This is a genomic window from Parabacteroides faecalis (assembly GCF_022809355.1).
Lineage (GTDB): Bacteria > Bacteroidota > Bacteroidia > Bacteroidales > Tannerellaceae > Parabacteroides > Parabacteroides faecalis.
Genome location: NZ_JAKZMM010000065.1, coordinates 1 through 17,801 on the forward strand (window position 1 = coordinate 1; position 17,801 = coordinate 17,801).

13 protein-coding genes are annotated in these 17,801 nt (G+C 41.8%); 6 read left to right on the forward strand and 7 right to left on the reverse strand.

Annotation, left to right across the window (positions count from 1 at the left end; translation table 11 throughout):
• Positions 1-462: 462 nt before the first annotated feature.
• From MUN53_RS16750 to MUN53_RS16760, 3 genes are read left to right on the forward strand one after another with little or no spacing between them, the layout of a single operon-like run.
• Positions 463-738, forward strand: coding sequence for an OadG family protein (locus tag MUN53_RS16750; protein ID WP_243326553.1), 276 nt, complete (start codon positions 463-465; stop codon positions 736-738).
• A gap of 13 nt (positions 739-751) precedes the next feature.
• Positions 752-2,653, forward strand: a complete 1,902-nt coding sequence (locus MUN53_RS16755) for a biotin/lipoyl-containing protein (RefSeq protein WP_243326554.1) — start codon at positions 752-754, stop codon at positions 2,651-2,653.
• Positions 2,653-3,888 (forward strand): sodium ion-translocating decarboxylase subunit beta, encoded by a 1,236-nt coding sequence (locus MUN53_RS16760; protein WP_243326555.1) that lies wholly within the window; start codon positions 2,653-2,655, stop codon positions 3,886-3,888. The genes MUN53_RS16755 and MUN53_RS16760 overlap by 1 nt, the downstream gene beginning before the upstream one ends.
• 382 nt (positions 3,889-4,270) lie before the next feature.
• On the opposite strand, the gene MUN53_RS16765 is transcribed toward MUN53_RS16760, so the two are convergent.
• Positions 4,271-5,917, reverse strand: coding sequence for a fumarate hydratase (locus MUN53_RS16765; protein WP_243326556.1), 1,647 nt, complete (start codon positions 5,915-5,917; stop codon positions 4,271-4,273).
• A 261-nt stretch (positions 5,918-6,178) separates the two neighbouring features.
• Here MUN53_RS16765 and MUN53_RS16770 point away from each other — a divergent pair, with 261 nt between their 5' ends.
• The 3 genes from MUN53_RS16770 to MUN53_RS16780 all read left to right on the forward strand — a co-directional run bounded on the left by MUN53_RS16770 (position 6,179) and on the right by MUN53_RS16780 (position 10,542).
• Positions 6,179-8,020, forward strand: coding sequence for a DUF349 domain-containing protein (locus MUN53_RS16770; RefSeq protein ID WP_243326557.1), 1,842 nt, complete (start codon positions 6,179-6,181; stop codon positions 8,018-8,020).
• A 98-nt stretch (positions 8,021-8,118) separates the two neighbouring features.
• A complete protein-coding gene (locus tag MUN53_RS16775) occupies positions 8,119-9,333 on the forward strand; it encodes a hypothetical protein (protein WP_243326558.1) in 1,215 nt (404 codons plus the stop codon).
• A 12-nt stretch (positions 9,334-9,345) separates the two neighbouring features.
• Entirely contained in the window at positions 9,346-10,542 is a 1,197-nt protein-coding gene (locus tag MUN53_RS16780; RefSeq protein WP_243326559.1) for an esterase, read from the forward strand.
• Between the two features lie 70 nt (positions 10,543-10,612).
• On the opposite strand, the gene MUN53_RS16785 is transcribed toward MUN53_RS16780, so the two are convergent.
• The 6 genes from MUN53_RS16785 to MUN53_RS16810 all read right to left on the reverse strand — a co-directional run bounded on the left by MUN53_RS16785 (position 10,613) and on the right by MUN53_RS16810 (position 17,593).
• Positions 10,613-12,496, reverse strand: a complete 1,884-nt coding sequence (locus MUN53_RS16785) for a beta-N-acetylhexosaminidase (protein ID WP_243326560.1) — start codon at positions 12,494-12,496, stop codon at positions 10,613-10,615.
• 185 nt (positions 12,497-12,681) lie between these two features.
• Complete coding sequence (locus tag MUN53_RS16790) at positions 12,682-13,323, reverse strand: porin family protein (RefSeq protein ID WP_243326561.1); 642 nt, start codon at positions 13,321-13,323, stop codon at positions 12,682-12,684.
• A gap of 178 nt (positions 13,324-13,501) precedes the next feature.
• A complete protein-coding gene (locus MUN53_RS16795; RefSeq protein WP_022456752.1) occupies positions 13,502-14,143 on the reverse strand; it encodes a carbohydrate-binding family 9-like protein in 642 nt (213 codons plus the stop codon).
• Positions 14,144-14,155: 12 nt separating this feature from the next.
• Positions 14,156-14,803 (reverse strand): LysE family translocator, encoded by a 648-nt coding sequence (locus MUN53_RS16800; protein ID WP_243326562.1) that lies wholly within the window; start codon positions 14,801-14,803, stop codon positions 14,156-14,158.
• 161 nt (positions 14,804-14,964) lie between these two features.
• The gene (locus tag MUN53_RS16805; protein WP_243326563.1) at positions 14,965-16,545 is read right to left on the reverse strand and encodes an arylsulfatase; all 1,581 of its coding nucleotides are present in this window, start codon (positions 16,543-16,545) and stop codon (positions 14,965-14,967) included.
• Positions 16,546-16,681: 136 nt separating this feature from the next.
• The gene (locus MUN53_RS16810) at positions 16,682-17,593 is read right to left on the reverse strand and encodes an Rpn family recombination-promoting nuclease/putative transposase (protein ID WP_243326564.1); all 912 of its coding nucleotides are present in this window, start codon (positions 17,591-17,593) and stop codon (positions 16,682-16,684) included.
• Positions 17,594-17,801: the final 208 nt, after the last annotated feature.

Here is a 17,801-nt window from a genome sequence, read left to right on the forward strand (position 1 = left end):
AATGGCAGGATGGAATTCTGATTTCCTCGTAGAACTACTTGATGCAGACTGGAATCCTCCTTGTAATAAAATAGATTCCAGTAAAAAATGATTGTAATGCGTCAGCCCTGTCCATATTAGTCAAAAAGCTTTATCACATATATGGTAAAGCTTTACCACATCTGTCGAAAAATTAAAATCTAGTAGGATTTTATTAAATACCTGCTTTCTGTTGATATTCCTGAATATAGCCTGTGTATGATTAGGATTAATTCGGATTCTTATAAAAAGAAAGTATTTTTGTGATTATGGTTATAGATTTAAAGAAATATAAGGGATAAAGTGTGTATTCTTTTCTTTTTTTAGATTTTTAAAATTTGATAGTGTGTATTATACGACCGATTTATTACCTTTGGCAAAATTTTTTCTTGGCAGAACAATGTAATAATATTCTGATAGAATCTACTATTTATCTTCTAAAATATGGAAAACATAGAAACTGGACTTTTATTGATGGTTGTTGGTATGGCAACAGTTTTTGTCATTCTTCTGATCGTAATCTATTTGGGAAAAGCCTTGATTTGGGCCGTGAACAAGTATGCTCCGGAAGAAGAAGGAACAAAGAAAGTTGTTAAAGTTGCTGCCGCTGTTAAGGCGCCAACAAATGCTTTGTCTTCGCAGGAAACGGCTGTGATTGTTTCGGCTGTCAGTATGGCGACACAAGGCTTGGGAAAAGTAGTTAAAATTGAAAAATTATAAAGTATTGCATATCATGAAAAAAGAAATCAAATTTAGTCTGGTCTTCCGCGATATGTGGCAATCTGCCGGTAAATATGTTCCGCGTGTTGACCAACTGACCAAAGTAGCTCCTGCAATTATTGAGATGGGATGTTTTGCGCGTGTAGAAACAAACGGTGGTGGTTTTGAGCAGGTAAATCTTCTTTTCGGAGAGAACCCGAACCGGGCCGTGCGTGAATGGACAAAACCTTTCCACGAAGCAGGTATACAAACACACATGCTTGACCGTGCATTAAACGGTTTGCGGATGAGTCCGGTACCGGCTGATGTCCGTCAGTTATTTTATAAGGTAAAGAAAGCACAAGGAACGGATATCGCACGTACCTTCTGCGGATTGAATGATATTCGGAATATCGAACCGTCTATTCAGTATGCAAAAGCAGCCGGAATGATTTCTCAGTGCTGTTTGTGTATCACGCATTCTCCGATTCATACCGTTGAGTATTATACCAAGATGGCTTATGAACTGATTGAAAAGGGTGCAGACGAAATCTGTATTAAGGATATGGCGGGAATTGGTCGCCCTCATTCGTTAGGACAGATTGTTGCAAACATCAAGGCTAAATATCCGGATATACCTGTTCAATATCATAGTCATGCAGGTCCAGGCTTTAATATGGCTTCTATCCTGTCGGTTTGTGAAGCTGGTTGCGATTACATTGATGTTGGTATGGAGCCGTTGTCTTGGGGTACAGGTCATGCCGATCTGTTGGCTGTACAGGCTATGTTGAAAGACGCAGGATTCGTGGTGCCGGAAATTAATATGAAGGCGTATATGAAAGTACGCTCGCTGATTCAAGAGTTTATGGATGATTTCTTAGGTTTATATATTAGTCCGAGAAACCGTTTGATGAATTCTCTGTTGATTGGTCCGGGACTTCCGGGTGGTATGATGGGCAGTCTGATGTCTGATCTGGAAAAGAATCTGGAATCTATCAATAAAGGCCGTGCGAAAAGAGGTAAGAAGCCGATGACGCAAGAGAAACTTTTGCTCAAACTGTTTGATGAAGTAGCGTATGTATGGCCACGTGTCGGATATCCTCCATTGGTAACTCCTTTCAGTCAGTATGTGAAGAATCTGGCTTTGATGAATGTGATGCAGATGGAAAAAGGAAAAGAACGTTGGAGCATGATAGCCGATGATATCTGGGATATGCTGTTGGGTAAAGCCGGACGCTTACCGGGTGAATTGGCTCCTGAATTGGTTGAGAAAGCTCAGGCAGAAGGCCGTAAGTTCTTTGAAGGAAATCCGCAAGATAATTATCCGAATGCTTTGGATAAATATCGCAAGCTGATGAATGAAAAGCATTGGGAAGTAGGTGAAGACGAAGAGGAATTGTTTGAATATGCTATGCATCCGTCGCAGTATGAAGCTTATCGTTCAGGAAAGGCGAAGGTGGACTTCAAGATAGATGTAGCAAAACGTAGAGCAGAAAAAGAAGAGGCTGCTGCTCCGAAGACTGAAATTGCTCTGCCGAAAGAACCGCAGATTATGACGGTTGATGTAAATGGCCAGGCTTATCGGGTAACTGTTGCCTTTGGTGATTCGGCTGCTTCTGCTCCTGCTTCTCAGGCACCGGTTTCTCCGGCTCCAGCACAGCAACCTGCCGCAGCTCCGGCACCTGCTTCCGCTCCTGCTGGTGCGGGTAATGAAGTCTTGTCTCCGCTGGAAGGTAAATTCTTCTTGGTGAAAGGCGCTTCTGATACGCCGGTGAAAGTAGGTGACGCGGTGAAGAAAGGCGATGTCTTGTGCTACGTGGAAGCGATGAAGACTTACAATGCTGTTCGTTCGGAATTTGATGGTACGGTAACAGCTATTTGTGTGAATGCGGGTGATGCCGTTTCGGAAGATGATGTATTAATGACCATTCAATAATGAACGAAATATTTCACAACTTATATGAAATGACTGCGTTCAGCAATATCATTGCTGAACCGCAGTTCCTGATCATGTATGCCATTGCATTCATCTTGCTTTATCTGGGTATCAAGAAGCAATATGAACCGTTGCTGCTGGTCCCGATTGCTTTCGGTGTCTTGCTGGCCAATTTCCCAGGAGGTGAGATGGGCGTTATTCAGGCAGATGAAAACGGAATGGTAGAAGTACATGGTGTGATGAAGAATATTTGGGAGATGCCTTTGCATGACATTGCGCATGAACTGGGATTGATGAACTTCATTTATTATATGTTGATCAAGACTGGCTTCTTGCCTCCTATTATCTTTATGGGTGTTGGAGCATTGACCGACTTTGGTCCGATGTTGCGCAATCTGCGGCTTTCTATCTTCGGGGCGGCAGCTCAGCTGGGTATCTTCACGGTTTTGCTGGTTGCTATTCTGATGGGATTCACGCCGAAAGAAGCGGCTTCGTTGGGAATTATCGGTGGTGCCGACGGTCCGACGGCTATCTTTACGACGATTAAGCTGGCTCCTCATTTGTTAGGACCGATTGCTATTGCTGCTTATTCGTATATGGCGCTGGTACCGGTGATCATTCCTTTGGTGGTTAAACTGTTGTGTACGAAGAAAGAATTAAGTATCAACATGAAGGAGCAGGAGAAGAAGTATCCTTCTACTACTGAAATCAAGAATCTGCGGGTACTGAAGATTGTTTTCCCGATTGTTGTGACTACGGTTGTTGCTTTGTTCGTGCCAAGTGCCGTTCCTTTGATCGGTATGCTGATGTTTGGTAATTTGGTGAAAGAAATCGGAACCAATACCTCTCGTTTGTTTGATGCTGCATCCAACAGTATTATGAATGCTGCCACGATCTTCCTGGGATTGTCTGTCGGAGCAACTATGACTTCCGAAGCATTCTTGAATCTGACAACGATCGGTATCGTGATCGGTGGTTTCCTGGCATTTGCCCTTTCTATTGCCGGAGGTATTTTCTTCGTCAAGATATTTAATCTGTTTACGAAGAAGAAGATCAATCCGCTGATTGGAGCTACGGGATTAAGTGCTGTGCCGATGGCATCGCGTGTGGCCAATGAGATTGCGTTGAAATACGATCCGAAGAACCATGTGCTTCAATATTGCATGGCAAGTAATATTTCGGGGGTTATCGGTTCGGCTGTGGCTGCCGGTGTCCTGATTTCGTTCTTAGGATAATCTGTTTTTTTATAGAAAGAAGTAAAGCTGTCGCAAGTTTATTGTGGCAGCTTTTTTTTGTATTTCCTCGGCATGGCAGGGCTTCCCGGAGTTTCGGAAAGTGCTTTTCTGCCGCCGCGGGGATTCCCGAAGTTTCGGAAAGCGTTTTTCCGTCGGCGCGGAAGTTTCCGAAGTTTCGGAAAGCATTTTTCCGTCGGCGCGGAGGTTTCCGAAGTTTCGGAAAGAACTTTTCCGCCGGCGCGGGGTTTTCCGAAGTTTCGGAAAGAGCTTTTCCGCCGCCGCGGGGTTTTCCGAAGCTTCGGGGAACGTATTTTTCGCAGATAAAAAATCCCCGTCCTTTCCGAAGAGGAAGAACGGGGAACAAGAAAACAAAATAATCTATTTATTTTAATTTACAATCTGAACAACGAGACTGGATTTGTTTGAAGAAGTCATTTCCCTTGTTATCAACCAGGATAAATGCTGGGAAGTCTTCTACTTCAATCTTCCAGATTGCTTCCATACCCAATTCCGGATATTCTACACATTCGATACTCTTGATGTTGTTCTGAGCCAGGATAGCAGCCGGTCCACCGATAGATCCCAGATAGAAACCGCCGTGTTTCTGGCAAGCGTCGGTTACTTGCTGGCTACGATTACCTTTTGCCAACATGATCATTGAACCGCCGTGGCTTTGGAACAAGTCAACATACGGGTCCATACGTCCTGCTGTTGTCGGGCCCATTGAACCACAAGCCATACCAGTCGGAGTTTTTGCCGGACCAGCATAATAAATCGGATGATCTTTGATGTATTGAGGTAATTCTTCACCACGATCCAGACGTTCTTTCAGTTTTGCGTGAGCGATATCACGACCTACGATGATTGTACCGTTCAAAGAAAGACGAGTAGCTACCGGATATTTATCCAACTCAGCTAAAATCTCGTTCATCGGACGGTTCAGGTCGATCTTCACAGCATTACCTTCGCCAGCCTGACGCAAAGCTTCCGGAATCAATTCTCCTGGATTAGAATCCAGTTTCTCAATCCAGATGCCATCTTTATTGATCTTACATTTGATGTTACGGTCGGCAGAACAAGAAACACCCAAACCTACCGGACAAGAAGCTCCGTGGCGAGGCAAACGGATGATACGAACATCGTGTGCATAATATTTACCACCGAACTGAGCACCCAAACCGATCTTGTGTGCTTCTTCCAGAACTTTCTTTTCCAATTCTACATCGCGGAAAGCACGGCCATGTTCATTTCCTGTAGTTGGCAATGCATCGTAATAACGAGTAGAAGCCAATTTAACCGTCAACAAGTTCTTTTCAGCAGAAGTACCACCAATAACGAATGCGATGTGATACGGAGGACAAGCAGCAGTACCCAAAGTCTTCATCTTGTTAACCAAGAATGGAACCAGCGTTTCAGGATTCAGGATAGCCTTAGTCTCCTGATACAGGTAAGTCTTGTTAGCAGAACCACCACCTTTTGTTACGCATAAGAATTTGTATTCCATACCTTCAGTAGCTTCCAGGTCGATTTGAGCCGGTAAGTTACATTTAGTATTTACTTCTTCATACATGCTCAGCGGAGCATTCTGTGAATAGCGCAGATTCTCTTCTGTATAAGTCTTGTACACACCTTCAGAAAGAGCTTCTTCATCGCAATAACCAGTCCAAACCTGCTGGCCTTTTTCACCATGGATAATGGCAGTACCTGTATCCTGGCAGAAAGGCAAAACACCTTTTGCTGCAACTTCAGCATTGCGCAGGAATGTCAATGCAACATATTTATCGTTTTCGCTAGCTTCCGGATCGTTCAGGATCTTGGCTACTTGTTCGTTGTGCGAACGACGAAGCATGAACGATACATCGCGGAAAGCCGCATTGGCCATAGCGGTCAAACCTTCTTTCGCAATTTTCAGAATAGGCTGTCCTTCAAATTCTGAAACTGATACATAATCTTTTGTAAGCAAATAATACTCTGTTGTATCCGGTCCCAATGGGAACATCGGCTGATACTTGAATGGAGGTGTTGCCATAATATCTTACGTTTAATTTAATATTGGTTGTCATTCTTAATAGACGGACAAACTTACTCAAAATTCATGAGAATCTATCATCAGAATAGTAAAAATCCCGAAATTTATCGAACTCAATATCGGAGTCATAGAAAAAGCTTAAAAAGGCAATTAGTGATTTTTAAGTAAATAATTAGTGAAATCTATGGATATAAAAAATTATTTAGTTTAATTTGTATTTGATATGGAATTGTAGTTATCCCTACTTAAATATAGGAAAGTATGAAGGACGAGCTTGAAACTAATTTAGCAAGTGAAGAAGCTGCTAAATTAAATGAAACGAACACACCGGTAGAAACTCCGGAAGTAACAGCCGAGGCTGCCGTTGTAGAATCTGATAATGCAGAAGAAAATGCTGCAGGTAAATTAACAAAAGAAGAAATCCTGAACCGACTACAGGCTTTGGTCGATGCTCCGATTGAAACGGTCAGAGGCGAAGTTGAGTCGCTTAAACAGGCTTATTATAAGATCCGTCGAAATGAAGTGGACGAATTGAGAAAGGCATTTGTTGAGCAAGGTGGTGATGAAAAGGATTTTACAGCACCAGAAGACACACAAGAAAATTTCCTGAAGGAGCTTCTTGGTTCTTATAAAGAAAAGAAAGCTGCTTATCTGGCTGAAGAAGAAAAGCAGAAGGCTGAAAACTATGAGATCAAATTACAACTGATCGAACAGTTGAAGATGCTTTGTGAAAGCCAGGATGATTTCAACAAGCTATATAATGAATTTAAAGATATCCAGCAGAAATGGAAAGAAATCAAGCTGGTGCCGGAAGAACATGCTAACGAATTGTGGAAAGAATATCAGACTTATTCTGAAGCGTTCTATGATCTGATCAAGATCAACAACCAGTTCCGCGATTATGATTTCAAGAAGAACTTGGAGTTGAAGACGGCGCTTTGTGAAGCAGTTGAGAAACTTCAGGATGAAAAGGATATTATTTCAGCTTTCCATCAGTTGCAGAAATTGCATCAGCAGTGGAGAGAAATTGGTCCGGTTGCAAAAGAATTGCGTGAAGAATTATGGGGCCGTTTCAAAGCTGCTTCGACTGTAATCAACAAGCGTCATCAGCAGCACTTTGAGAATCTGAAAGCAAAAGAACAAGAGAATCTCGTTGCTAAGACGGCTATCTGCGAAGAGATCGAAGGTATTGATTATGCTGCTTTGCAGACATTCAAGGATTGGGATGAAAAGAATAATGAAGTATTGGCTTTACAGCAAAAGTGGCGTACAATAGGCTTTACTCCGAAGAAACATAATACAAAGATATTCGAACGTTTCCGTGCTGCTTGTGATGTGTTCTTTACGAAGAAGACTGAATTCTACAAGTCTATTAAGGCAGAAATGGAAAAGAATCTGGAGAAGAAACGGGCATTGTGTGAAAAGGCCGAAGCTTTGAAAGACAGTACTGATTGGAAAGGTACTACCGAAAAGATGATTGCCTTGCAAAAAGAATGGAAGACAATCGGTCAGGTAACACGCCGGCATTCAGATTCAATTTGGAAGCGCTTCATTACAGCCTGCGATTATTTCTTTGATAATAAGAATAAGAATGTTTCTTCACAGAAGTCGGAAGAACAGACAAATCTGGAAGCAAAGAAGGCGTTGATCGAGAAAGTGAAGACAATGGATGAGTCCCTTGATACGGAAGAAGCTATCACAACGTTGAAGGAATGGATTGCAGAATGGAATGAAATTGGACATGTTCCTTTCAAGGAAAAGGATAAAGTTTATAAAGCATTCCATGAAGCGGTAGATGCTCAGTTCGATCGCCTGAAAGTAGATCAGCGTGACCGTCGGATGAAATCTTATCGGAATAATGTCAGTGAAATGGCCGGCAAGGGAAAAGGTAAATTGTATTCTGAACGTGATCGTTTGATGCGGACTTATGAACGGATGAAGAATGATCTGCAGACATACGAAAACAACATTGGTTTCTTGACGATCTCTTCTAAAGGTGGTAGCGGTCTGGTAAAAGAAATGGAACGTAAGATTGAGAAGTTGAAAGCTGAGATGGAATTAACTGTAAAGAAAATTGAGGCTATCGACGAAAATCTGGAATAAAATAGATCATTAGTCAATTAAGAGAGGCACAAAGTGAAGGATGCGTTTGTTACGCTTCGGACTTTGTGCCTTTTTGTTGCTGTTTGTATATATAATATATGTGTATTTCTCGTATTCATTATTTCAATCCTGGACATGAAACGGCTGTTCTTTCAGGTAAAGTGAATTATACACCGACTCGTCAAGTCCAGATTATGTTTCGGGATTTAGCTTGTCTTCCTCTGTGGTATGCCAAGCCTCACGATCTTGTATGGGTGGAAGATTTGCCACAAGCTGAAGCTTATGTCTCTGTTCTTAGATCACTTTTTCCACAATTGCCTTCGGAGATTTCGACTGAATCATTTCGGTATTCATCGGAATCCATCGAGTATGAAGCAACACCGTGGGGGCTTTCTCCGCAAAGCTTACATCATTATAAGAAGTTACTTCAATCAGGTAAGCATAAGCTGGTTATTCCGGAATGGTTGGGTGAATATAAACAACTGACCGGACGACAAACAGCCCGGAAGGTTTTAGAACGTCTTAGAGAATTGCTGCCTGAAATGATTTTACCGGACTTGCCCGTGTTTTGCCGGAGTATAGAAGAGATAGAAACATATATGCAAACGAATCAACCCCCATTTATCTTGAAGACTCCGTTCTCATCGTCCGGAAGAGGACTTCAATGGCTTTATTCTTCTGAATTGATGGAGAAAGACCGACAATGGATTGAAGGAGCCGTTCGCAAACAAGGTGAAATCAGTATCGAACTGGCACTAGACAAGCAGCAAGATTGGGCCATGGAGTTTGAATCGGATGGAAAAGGAACAGTAACTTATCGAGGGTTGTCTGTCTTTGGAACAGCCGAACGAGGTGCTTATTCAGGAAATATATTGGGTTCGGAATCTTTTCGGGAAAGTTTTATTTGGGCTCATCTTTCATCTTCAACTTTTATCCAGGTAAAAAAGGCTTTGGAAATTGTATTATCCGAGATATACGGTTATCTTTACACCGGTTGTATCGGAGTTGATATGTTGTTGTATCGCCAGCCGGATTCATTGTTGTGGAATATTCATCCTTGTGTGGAAATCAATATGCGGCAAACGATGGGAATGGTGGCCGTACAGTTGTCGGAACAGTTTTTAGAAGCTAATCATACCGGGCGGTTTGTAGTAGATTACGAGGCTTTGCCTGGAGAAGTACAGAATAAAGACAAGGATATGCGCCAGAAGTATCCTTTGGTTGTGACGAATGGTAAGATCCAAAGTGGATACTTGTCTTTATGCCCGATCTCTTCCGATACTCATTATTGGGCTTATATAATCATTACTTAAATAATACATACAATGAAAAAAACAAGTTTATCAATTCTTTTGGCCCTGATTTCGTGGGTTGCTTTCGCTCAGCAATCATTATGGGGCGGACAAAACATTGTTTCTCCGGAAATTCATCCGGATAATCGCGTTACTTTCCGGTTTTTTGCTCCAAAAGCCGTTAAGGTACAAGTGACAGGTGATTTTCTTCCTCCACAGAAAATCGAGACACAGTATGGAAAAATGGATATTCCCGGTGTGGCAGATTTGAAGGAAGGTGAAAAAGGGGTTTGGGAATATACGACTCCCGAACCATTGGCTTCCGAACTTTACAATTACACATTTATTGTAGATGGATTGAAGAATGTAATCGACCCGAATAATGTTTATGTCAATCGCGATGTGGCTTCGCTTTTCAATATCTTTATTATTAAAGGTGGATGTGGAGATTTGTATAGTGTGAATAAAGTTCCGCATGGTAGCGTAACGCAGCGTTGGTATAACAGTCCGTCATTGGGTTACGACCGTCGTATTACCATTTATACGCCTGCGGGATATGAAACCAGCGGAAAACGTTATCCGGTACTTTATCTGTTGCACGGTATGGGTGGCGATGAAGAAGCTTGGATCACCTTAGGTCGGACTATTCAGATCATGGACAATCTGATTGCTGAAGGAAAAGCCAAACCTATGATTGTCGTTATGCCCAACGGTAATGTGGATCAAGAAGCAGCTCCAGGCGAATCCAGTTTGGGTTTGTATAAGCCTTATACGCAGTTACCTCGAACAATGGAGGGAACGATGGAATCTACTTTCCCTGATATTATCAAGTTTGTAGAAAGCAATTACCGGGTCGAAAAGAAGAAGGCTTCGCGTGCTATAGCCGGTTTATCGATGGGTGGCTATCATTCGCTGCATATATCCAAGGAATATCCGGATCTGTTTGATTATGTAGGTCTGTTCTCGGCGGCTATTATCCCGAATGAGAAAGTTGATTCTCCTATCTATAAGAATTTGGAAGAGAAACTGGCAAAGCAATTTGCGAAAGCTCCAAAATTGTATTGGATAGCTATTGGTAAGACCGACTTCTTGTTTGACGCTAATAAAGAATATCGGGCATTGCTTGATCAACATAAATATCCGTACATTTATCGGGAAAGCGAAGGTGGACATATCTGGCGAAACTGGCGGATTTATTTGTCTGAATTTGCTCCGATGTTATTTCAATAAATAGATAAAAATAGAAAGTCCCTATTTCCGAATATGCGAAATAGGGACTTTCTATTTTCTATACAGGTGTTTATCCTTCTATCCGTTTCAGTAGTTCATCAATACGCAGGGTGATGACTTTTCCTGAAGGTTTCCCGTTTCGGTATGTAACAACTCGCAGCCACGTTGCATTCTTCGGAATACGAAGTGGTTCGAAGTATTTCGGAGAAAATGAGTCCGGATCAGTATTATCGAACGTATAATAAATATCCGAGTCTTTCAACTCGCAATCCAATTTGATCAGGCATTCATTATTTTCTTTGTACGGTGTGATGATGGCATTATACATACTACGTGCATAATTGATTCCGGCAACATCTGCCCGTTCGAAATGTTTCTCTACACGTGGCCAAAATTCATCCCAGTCTGTCTTTGCCGGACCGCTCCACAATACTTCTGCCAAAGCCCAACCGCGCGGCCAAGTCATGTATTCGGCATGACGGAAAGTCGGAACCGATTCTGACCAAAGATTTCCTTGTCCTCCTAAAACCATTTCGGTCGGAACGCTATCGGGTACCGGATTGAAACGATAGGAATCACTTAGCCGGCACATCGAATAAGTATCCGGTTCTACAGAAGGCTCGCCTTGCCATAAATCCAGATAACAGTGCTGGGTTGGTGTCATGATAACGTGATGATTGGCTTTGGCAGCTTTAATACCGCCTTCCATGCCTCGCCAACTCATAACGGTAGCATCAGGAGCTAATCCGCCTTCCAGGATTTCGTCCCAGCCGATCAGTTTTTTCCCTTTTGCTTTCAATATGCTTTCCAGCCGGTGGATGACATAACTTTGCAATTCGTTTTCATCTTTCAGGTTTTCTGCTTTCATGCGTGCCTGGCAACGTGGGCATTTATGCCAAAAGCCTTTGAAGCATTCATCTCCGCCGACATGGATATATTCATCAGGGAAGAGCGCTGCTACTTCGGTAAATACCTTGTCTAAAAATTCGAATGTCTCTTCTTTTCCGGCGCATAAGGTATTCTCGTCTTCACCATAGAATTTATTCCCAACATTAACATATTTCGGAGCTTTCATACAGGCCAGTTCCGGATAAGCAACCAAGGTTGCCAAACTATGTCCCGGTACATCAATCTCAGGAATGACGCGAACGTAGCGTTGTTTGGCATAAGCCAATACGTCTTTGATATCTTCTTGCGTATAATAGCCTCCGTATGTTGCTTCCTCGTCGGGTTGTTGCGGTTCGCGTTGCCACCATTGTCCTACGCGTTTGGCTCGCCAAGCTCCTTTGGCTGTCAGATTGGGGAGAGATTTAATCTCAATGCGCCAGCCTTGGTCGTCGGTCAGATGCCAATGAAACACATTCATTTTGTATTCTGCCAGTTCGTCAATGAAGCGCATGACTTCCTCTTTAGTGAACCAATGCCGACTGACGTCTAGCATTAATCCGCGCCAAGGAAATTGTGGTTTGTCGGTTATGTCTGCTCCGGCAATTGCCCATTCCACGTCATGTTGTACTTGTTGGCTACGAATTTCTTTAGGTAGCATTTGTAACAAGGTTTGTACACCGTAGAAAATTCCGGCAGGCTGGTTGGCCTCGATTGTGATTTGTCGTTTCTCTACTTTCAGATGGTAACCTTCATTCCCTAAATCCGGATTGTTGATCAGAGAGAATTGAATATCTCCTTGCTCTTTTACTTCAAGCGAATATCCCAATGCCGGATTTACTTTATGATTGAAATAGTCAGCAATGGAAAGTAATTCCGCGCTGGATGATTCCAAACCGATTGTTGTTCCTTGGGATATTTTAAATACAGTTTCTGCATACGTTACGGTTTGTGGAATAGGGATGAGTGCCGTTTGTTCGGCTTGTTGGTTGTTTCCTGAGGATTGACATTGTGTAAAAAGTCCAGTCAGGGCAACAGCCATAGATAAAGCTAATAAAGTGTTCTTCATGTCTGCTTGAGTTTATAAATTATTATATGCGAAGATAGTGATTTTCTTATGAATGCTAATAGGATGATAGAAAGTTTTGGTTTTACTGGGATTCAAGAACGATTCTCGTTGGAATTAAAAACAAAACTCTCGAGAATTGATTTTGAAATTCCCGAGAGTTGCAAAGTCTTTATACAATGTTTTGTTTAGTTTTTCCGGAAGAAATAGCCGAGAGAAAAAGTTACGTTGTTTTGAAAGACATTCGATTCTCCTTCTCGTTTAGCAGAACGGCGGTCTAATGTACCGGTAACACTGTTGATTGCAAAGAAGAAACGGCTGTATTCAACGCTCATTCCAATATTTACACCTAAATCGAATGATTTCAGATTAGGTTCTTCTTTACTGCCAAAATCAATATTGGTAGATGGTTGTGTACCATGCGTCCGCATTTTCCCAAAGAGGGAAAAGTCGAGTGCTGGTCCTGCAAAAACAGAAAGCCGTATATCTGTAATATGAAACGTATAGGCTAAATTCAAAGGTACTTGGATGGAATAATAGGAGTATTTATTGTGTGCCTCTGAAGTTAACGGATTGTTGTATTGTGAGTAATAGGAACCACCTTGATTGACAAATTCAACTTCCGGACGGAAAGATAATCCTTTATATAAATGTACGTCCATTAGTCCGGCAATACTCCAGCCGAAACGTCCACCCGACATATATTCATCTTGTACCCGTTGGATAAGAGAAGAATAGGCTCCACCTGCACGTACACCAAAATCTACTTGGGCATAACTTGGGAGTATAGATAAAATTACCAAGGCTATTATGCAATAATATCGTTTCATAGGCATTTCCTCTTTCTTTGTTGAGGCAAAGATAAAAATTCTGTGGGTATGAAAAGCATGTTTTACCAGCTTTTTCATATAAATGCCTAATCTGTTGGAAGGGAATAAGTGGAAAAATGAAAGTTTCGCATTCCTTGCTTAATTGAGAAAAGAAGAAATGCGAAACTTGTTTGTGCTTTTAGAAGTATATTTCTCCGAAGAAATCAGGACAATGGAAATTGGGTTCGGGTAAATCAATCGGATTCCAACTGACGAAGTGTGGATATTCTGTTTCATCCGCACATTTGTAGAAGTTTCCGAGGATCTTTTCCGGCATAGCTTTAGAATCAAGTCCCATTACGGTTAATGGAATAGCAACCAGTAATTCCCATTCGTAAATACCGGTCTTTTCTTTGAATGCTTTTCTTTCCAACGAAGTATGTCGTTTGATTGATTCATATTCTTCGGGGGTAAGAGAAGTCTTTTCTGTGCGTGAAATTCTACGGGCTGCATCGCACGTTCCGATACAGTTAAACTCGAAGTTCATGTAGGTATCTTCGTTTTCCTTCTTCATAAAGAATTCCACACAACTATCTTTATGCACACTCGAATCATCTTTGTCGAAACAGGCTTTAATCGAATGACCTTTTACGAAATAACGTAGATATAAATATTTATCAGAACGGGCAATATCAAATACAACAATTGGTTTGTAACCATATTCTTTCCAATTGATTTCATTGATATACTCCCGTTGTGCTTTACTTTCCATAAAGAAACCAATGGAAGATAAGTCAAGTGAGTCAAGTCCAGCTAAATAAGGTACTTTAAGTCTTTTCATCTCTCTTTAATTTTAAATAAGTGGAATTTTGATATAATATGTCAGCAGAACAGAAATGATACCGATGATCGAAAGAATAATAATAGTACTTCCCACGATCCGGTTCATTAGCCATATCCCTCGTACATTAAACCATTTCCTCAATTTTGATACTATATAAGTTATAAATAACCACCAGCTAATGGCTCCAATGCCAATACAGATGATCCCACCGATAATCATTCCCAGTGAATGATCCGGCAAGATAAAGCCGAATCGGGCAAAGAGGCCGATATAAAGCAATACGATCAATACATTGCTGAATGTCAAAAGAAACGCCGTAATGAAGTCTTGAGTAAACGAAAGTTTCCGCTCTTTTTGTTTACGCAAGTTTTTGACCGGATTACTTTGATATATGTAATATCCAAAAAACGAAAGCACCAGACTTCCTGCCAGCTGCAAAGGAGCTTGATTGGCTTCTACAAAGTTCACCACGACTCCCATTCCCAGACTTGTTAACATGGCGTAAATGATATCAGACACCATGGCTCCTAGTCCTGTCACAAAACCATGCCATCGTCCTTTGCTCAGTGTCCTTTGAATACATAACATACCTACGGGACCCATTGGTGCGGAAACCAATATGCCTATCAATAATCCTTTCGCCGCTAATGCTAACATCTGTTACTTTTATCGGTTTATAATATGGATTTGCAAAGATAGGAGGTTTTTTTGGAGTTGACAAGTCAACAAGGCTTCAGTTAATAAGGTATCAATTGATAAGATTTAAATATAAAAATCGTTACCTTATAAAACTGTAGCCTTGTCTTTCCGTTCTTTTATTATTTCTTTCCGGGAAAATTCGGACTGTACAACATATTCGGGCGTGTTTGCAATACACCGTCTTTTACGAAGCTGTCGCCTCTTTCCTTCAAATGTTCTGCCAATGCTGTTCGCATTTCAGAGGCTACGGTGGTATATGTCTGATCTTTTATACAGTTATGCAGTTCCTGTGGATCTTTCTTCAGATCGAACAGCTGCTCGCTACCATTATGTAAGTTCCAGACATATTTCATCTTTCCATCAGTCAGGGCACACCAATAATTATCATCGGAATAACAGGTAGAATGCTCCAGGTCAATGTACTTTCTCCAAGAGGGTTGTTTGCTTTGTACAAGTGTTGCCAGCGAACGTCCGTCCATATCTTCCGGAATCTTTCCACCAGCTAGATCCAGGAAAGTAGGCAAGAAATCCCGCAGCTCTACCGGATAATCCAATCGGCTGCCATCTGAAATTTGTCGTTCCATCGTCTTGGGCCACTTAACAATATATGGAATGTGGGTAGATCCTTCATACGGATAGGTTTTTCTCCAGTGATAATGGTCTCCCATCATGTCTCCATGGTCGGCGGTGAAGCAGATGATGGTATTGTCGTACATATCCTTTTCTTTCAGGCAACGGATAATTTCACCGATCTGATCATCGATAAAGGTGATGTTGGCATAATAGTGTCGGAGTGAATTCTGGGCATATTCGTCGCCAAAGTTGGCAAACGGAGCATCGGATGGCATATCTTCCGGATTCTTTCGTTCGGCATATTGCTGGCACCAGTCTCCATGAGCCGGTTTCGGCATTTCTTTTCCCTTATATAAATCCAGATATCGCTGAGGCGGATCATACGGACTGTGCGGACGGGCAAACGATATTTTCAAGAACAATGGTTGGGGAGATTCGTAATGACGGATCAGTTCACAGGCTGTTTGTCCGGTCCAGGTGGTTGGATGAAGTCGTTCATCCAATTGGTAAACTTTGGCTCCGTGATCATTCCAGCCAATACCCGTCTTGTCCGGATTCTCTCCCGGCGCTTGCAGTTGGAACCATTTCCGGTAATCGCTGATAAAGTCTTTTGATTCGACACGTCCGCTTTCATCGATGAGCGTCTGATGGAAGCCATGCAGTGAGTTCTGCGGATTCCAGTGCATTTTCCCAATGCCAAAGGTATAATATCCTAAGTCTCTAAGCATCTGAGGCATTTCATATTTGTACTGAGGAGCCACAGCTCCGTAGCCAAGCATACCATGATGCCAGGGTGATAAGCCGGTCAGTAAACCCGAACGTGCCGGCGTACTACTGGGCGTACTGGTATAGCCGCAGACAAATAGTGTACCTTCGGCGGCTAATTGATCCAGATGCGGTGTGCGGATATATGGATTTCCCATGCAACCTAAGGCATCACCCCGTTGCTGGTCGGTCATAATAAAGATAATATGCGGTTTATTGACTGGTGCGGGATTAGGCTTAAGCGGATGGGCCTCGGTTGATAGCGAAGTACTTTCGGCATGTACGGCACTTTCGGCTGCTTGTACACCACTCCAGCCCAAACCAATACCGATAGATGATTTAATGAACGATCTGCGTTTCATATAGTATGTGTGTTTTTGATTCTGTACGACTAAAGTACAGTAAATCCTTGATTGCAACAAACTTTTGTGTAAAAAAGAGAGCTGGTGTAATGATATTTTGAGGTACAGAGAGTTGTACCTCAAATGTTATTTCAAATTACAGATTCTTGATTTCTTCGTCAGTCAGACCTGTACATAATTTAATTTGTTCGAAAGAGATACCGTTTTGCTTCATTTGGCGGGCAGTTTTAAGTATGCCTCTCTCTTCTCCTATTTCAATTCCTTCTTGTCTTCCTTCCTCTCTACCTTCTTCTTTCCCTATTTGCAATCCTTCTTGAAACTTCGCTTCCTCTTGACGCTTGCGATAAAGGGCTATACTATAATTGTCTCGATATACTTTGAGGCAAGCCTCGTACTCGTCTCGTTCTTTCTTGTTCATATTGGCTATGCGCGCCAATTCCTCCAAGCGAGCGAACAACGCTTTTTGACCTTTGAATGATAAATGTTCCAACTGTTCCATGTGCTTCAAATTATATAACCAATAATCCAGCGGGGTTTCACATTCTGATTCTTTCTTATTGAAGAGCGGCATCTCTATGTAGATTCCCCGAAAACTAGTAGTCACAGGCTTTCCGGTTTCCCGATCCGCCCAAACAACATCTGTACGTACTTTATCTGTCCGTCCTGAACGGAAATTCAAAATGAATATTCCATAAACCGGATATAAACGATATTCCCACTGCGCGCCTCTTCTACCTTGTCCGGCGACTATGCGACAAAGATAATACAGTCCGCGTTCATAAAAGTAATCCTGCTGCGCATTTTGAAGTTCGACAATGAAAATCGTTCCGTCTTGATCCTTACACAACAAGTCGAAGATAACACCCCGGCCGTCAATAGCTTCACTTTGATCTTCCTTATCCATATAAGAAAGGTCCTCTACATGGTGTTCACCTTCCAACAAATCATTGATTAACTCGATTAATAACTCTTTGCTCGATTCCTGTCCGAACAAGATCTTGAATCCTCGATCCACGAAGGGATTGATAAATACACTTTGTTTCTCCATAGAAAAGGTTTTTTTAATATGTTTTTGTCTCAATAGCGAGATATGCAAAGATAAGTTTTTTAATTGGGAAAATAAGACTATAAGGGAACAATTCGTTACAGGGCTGACGCATTACAATCATTTTTTACTGGAATCTATTTTATTACAAGGAGGATTCCAGTCTGCATCAAGTAGTTCTACGAGGAAATCAGAATTCCATCCTGCCATT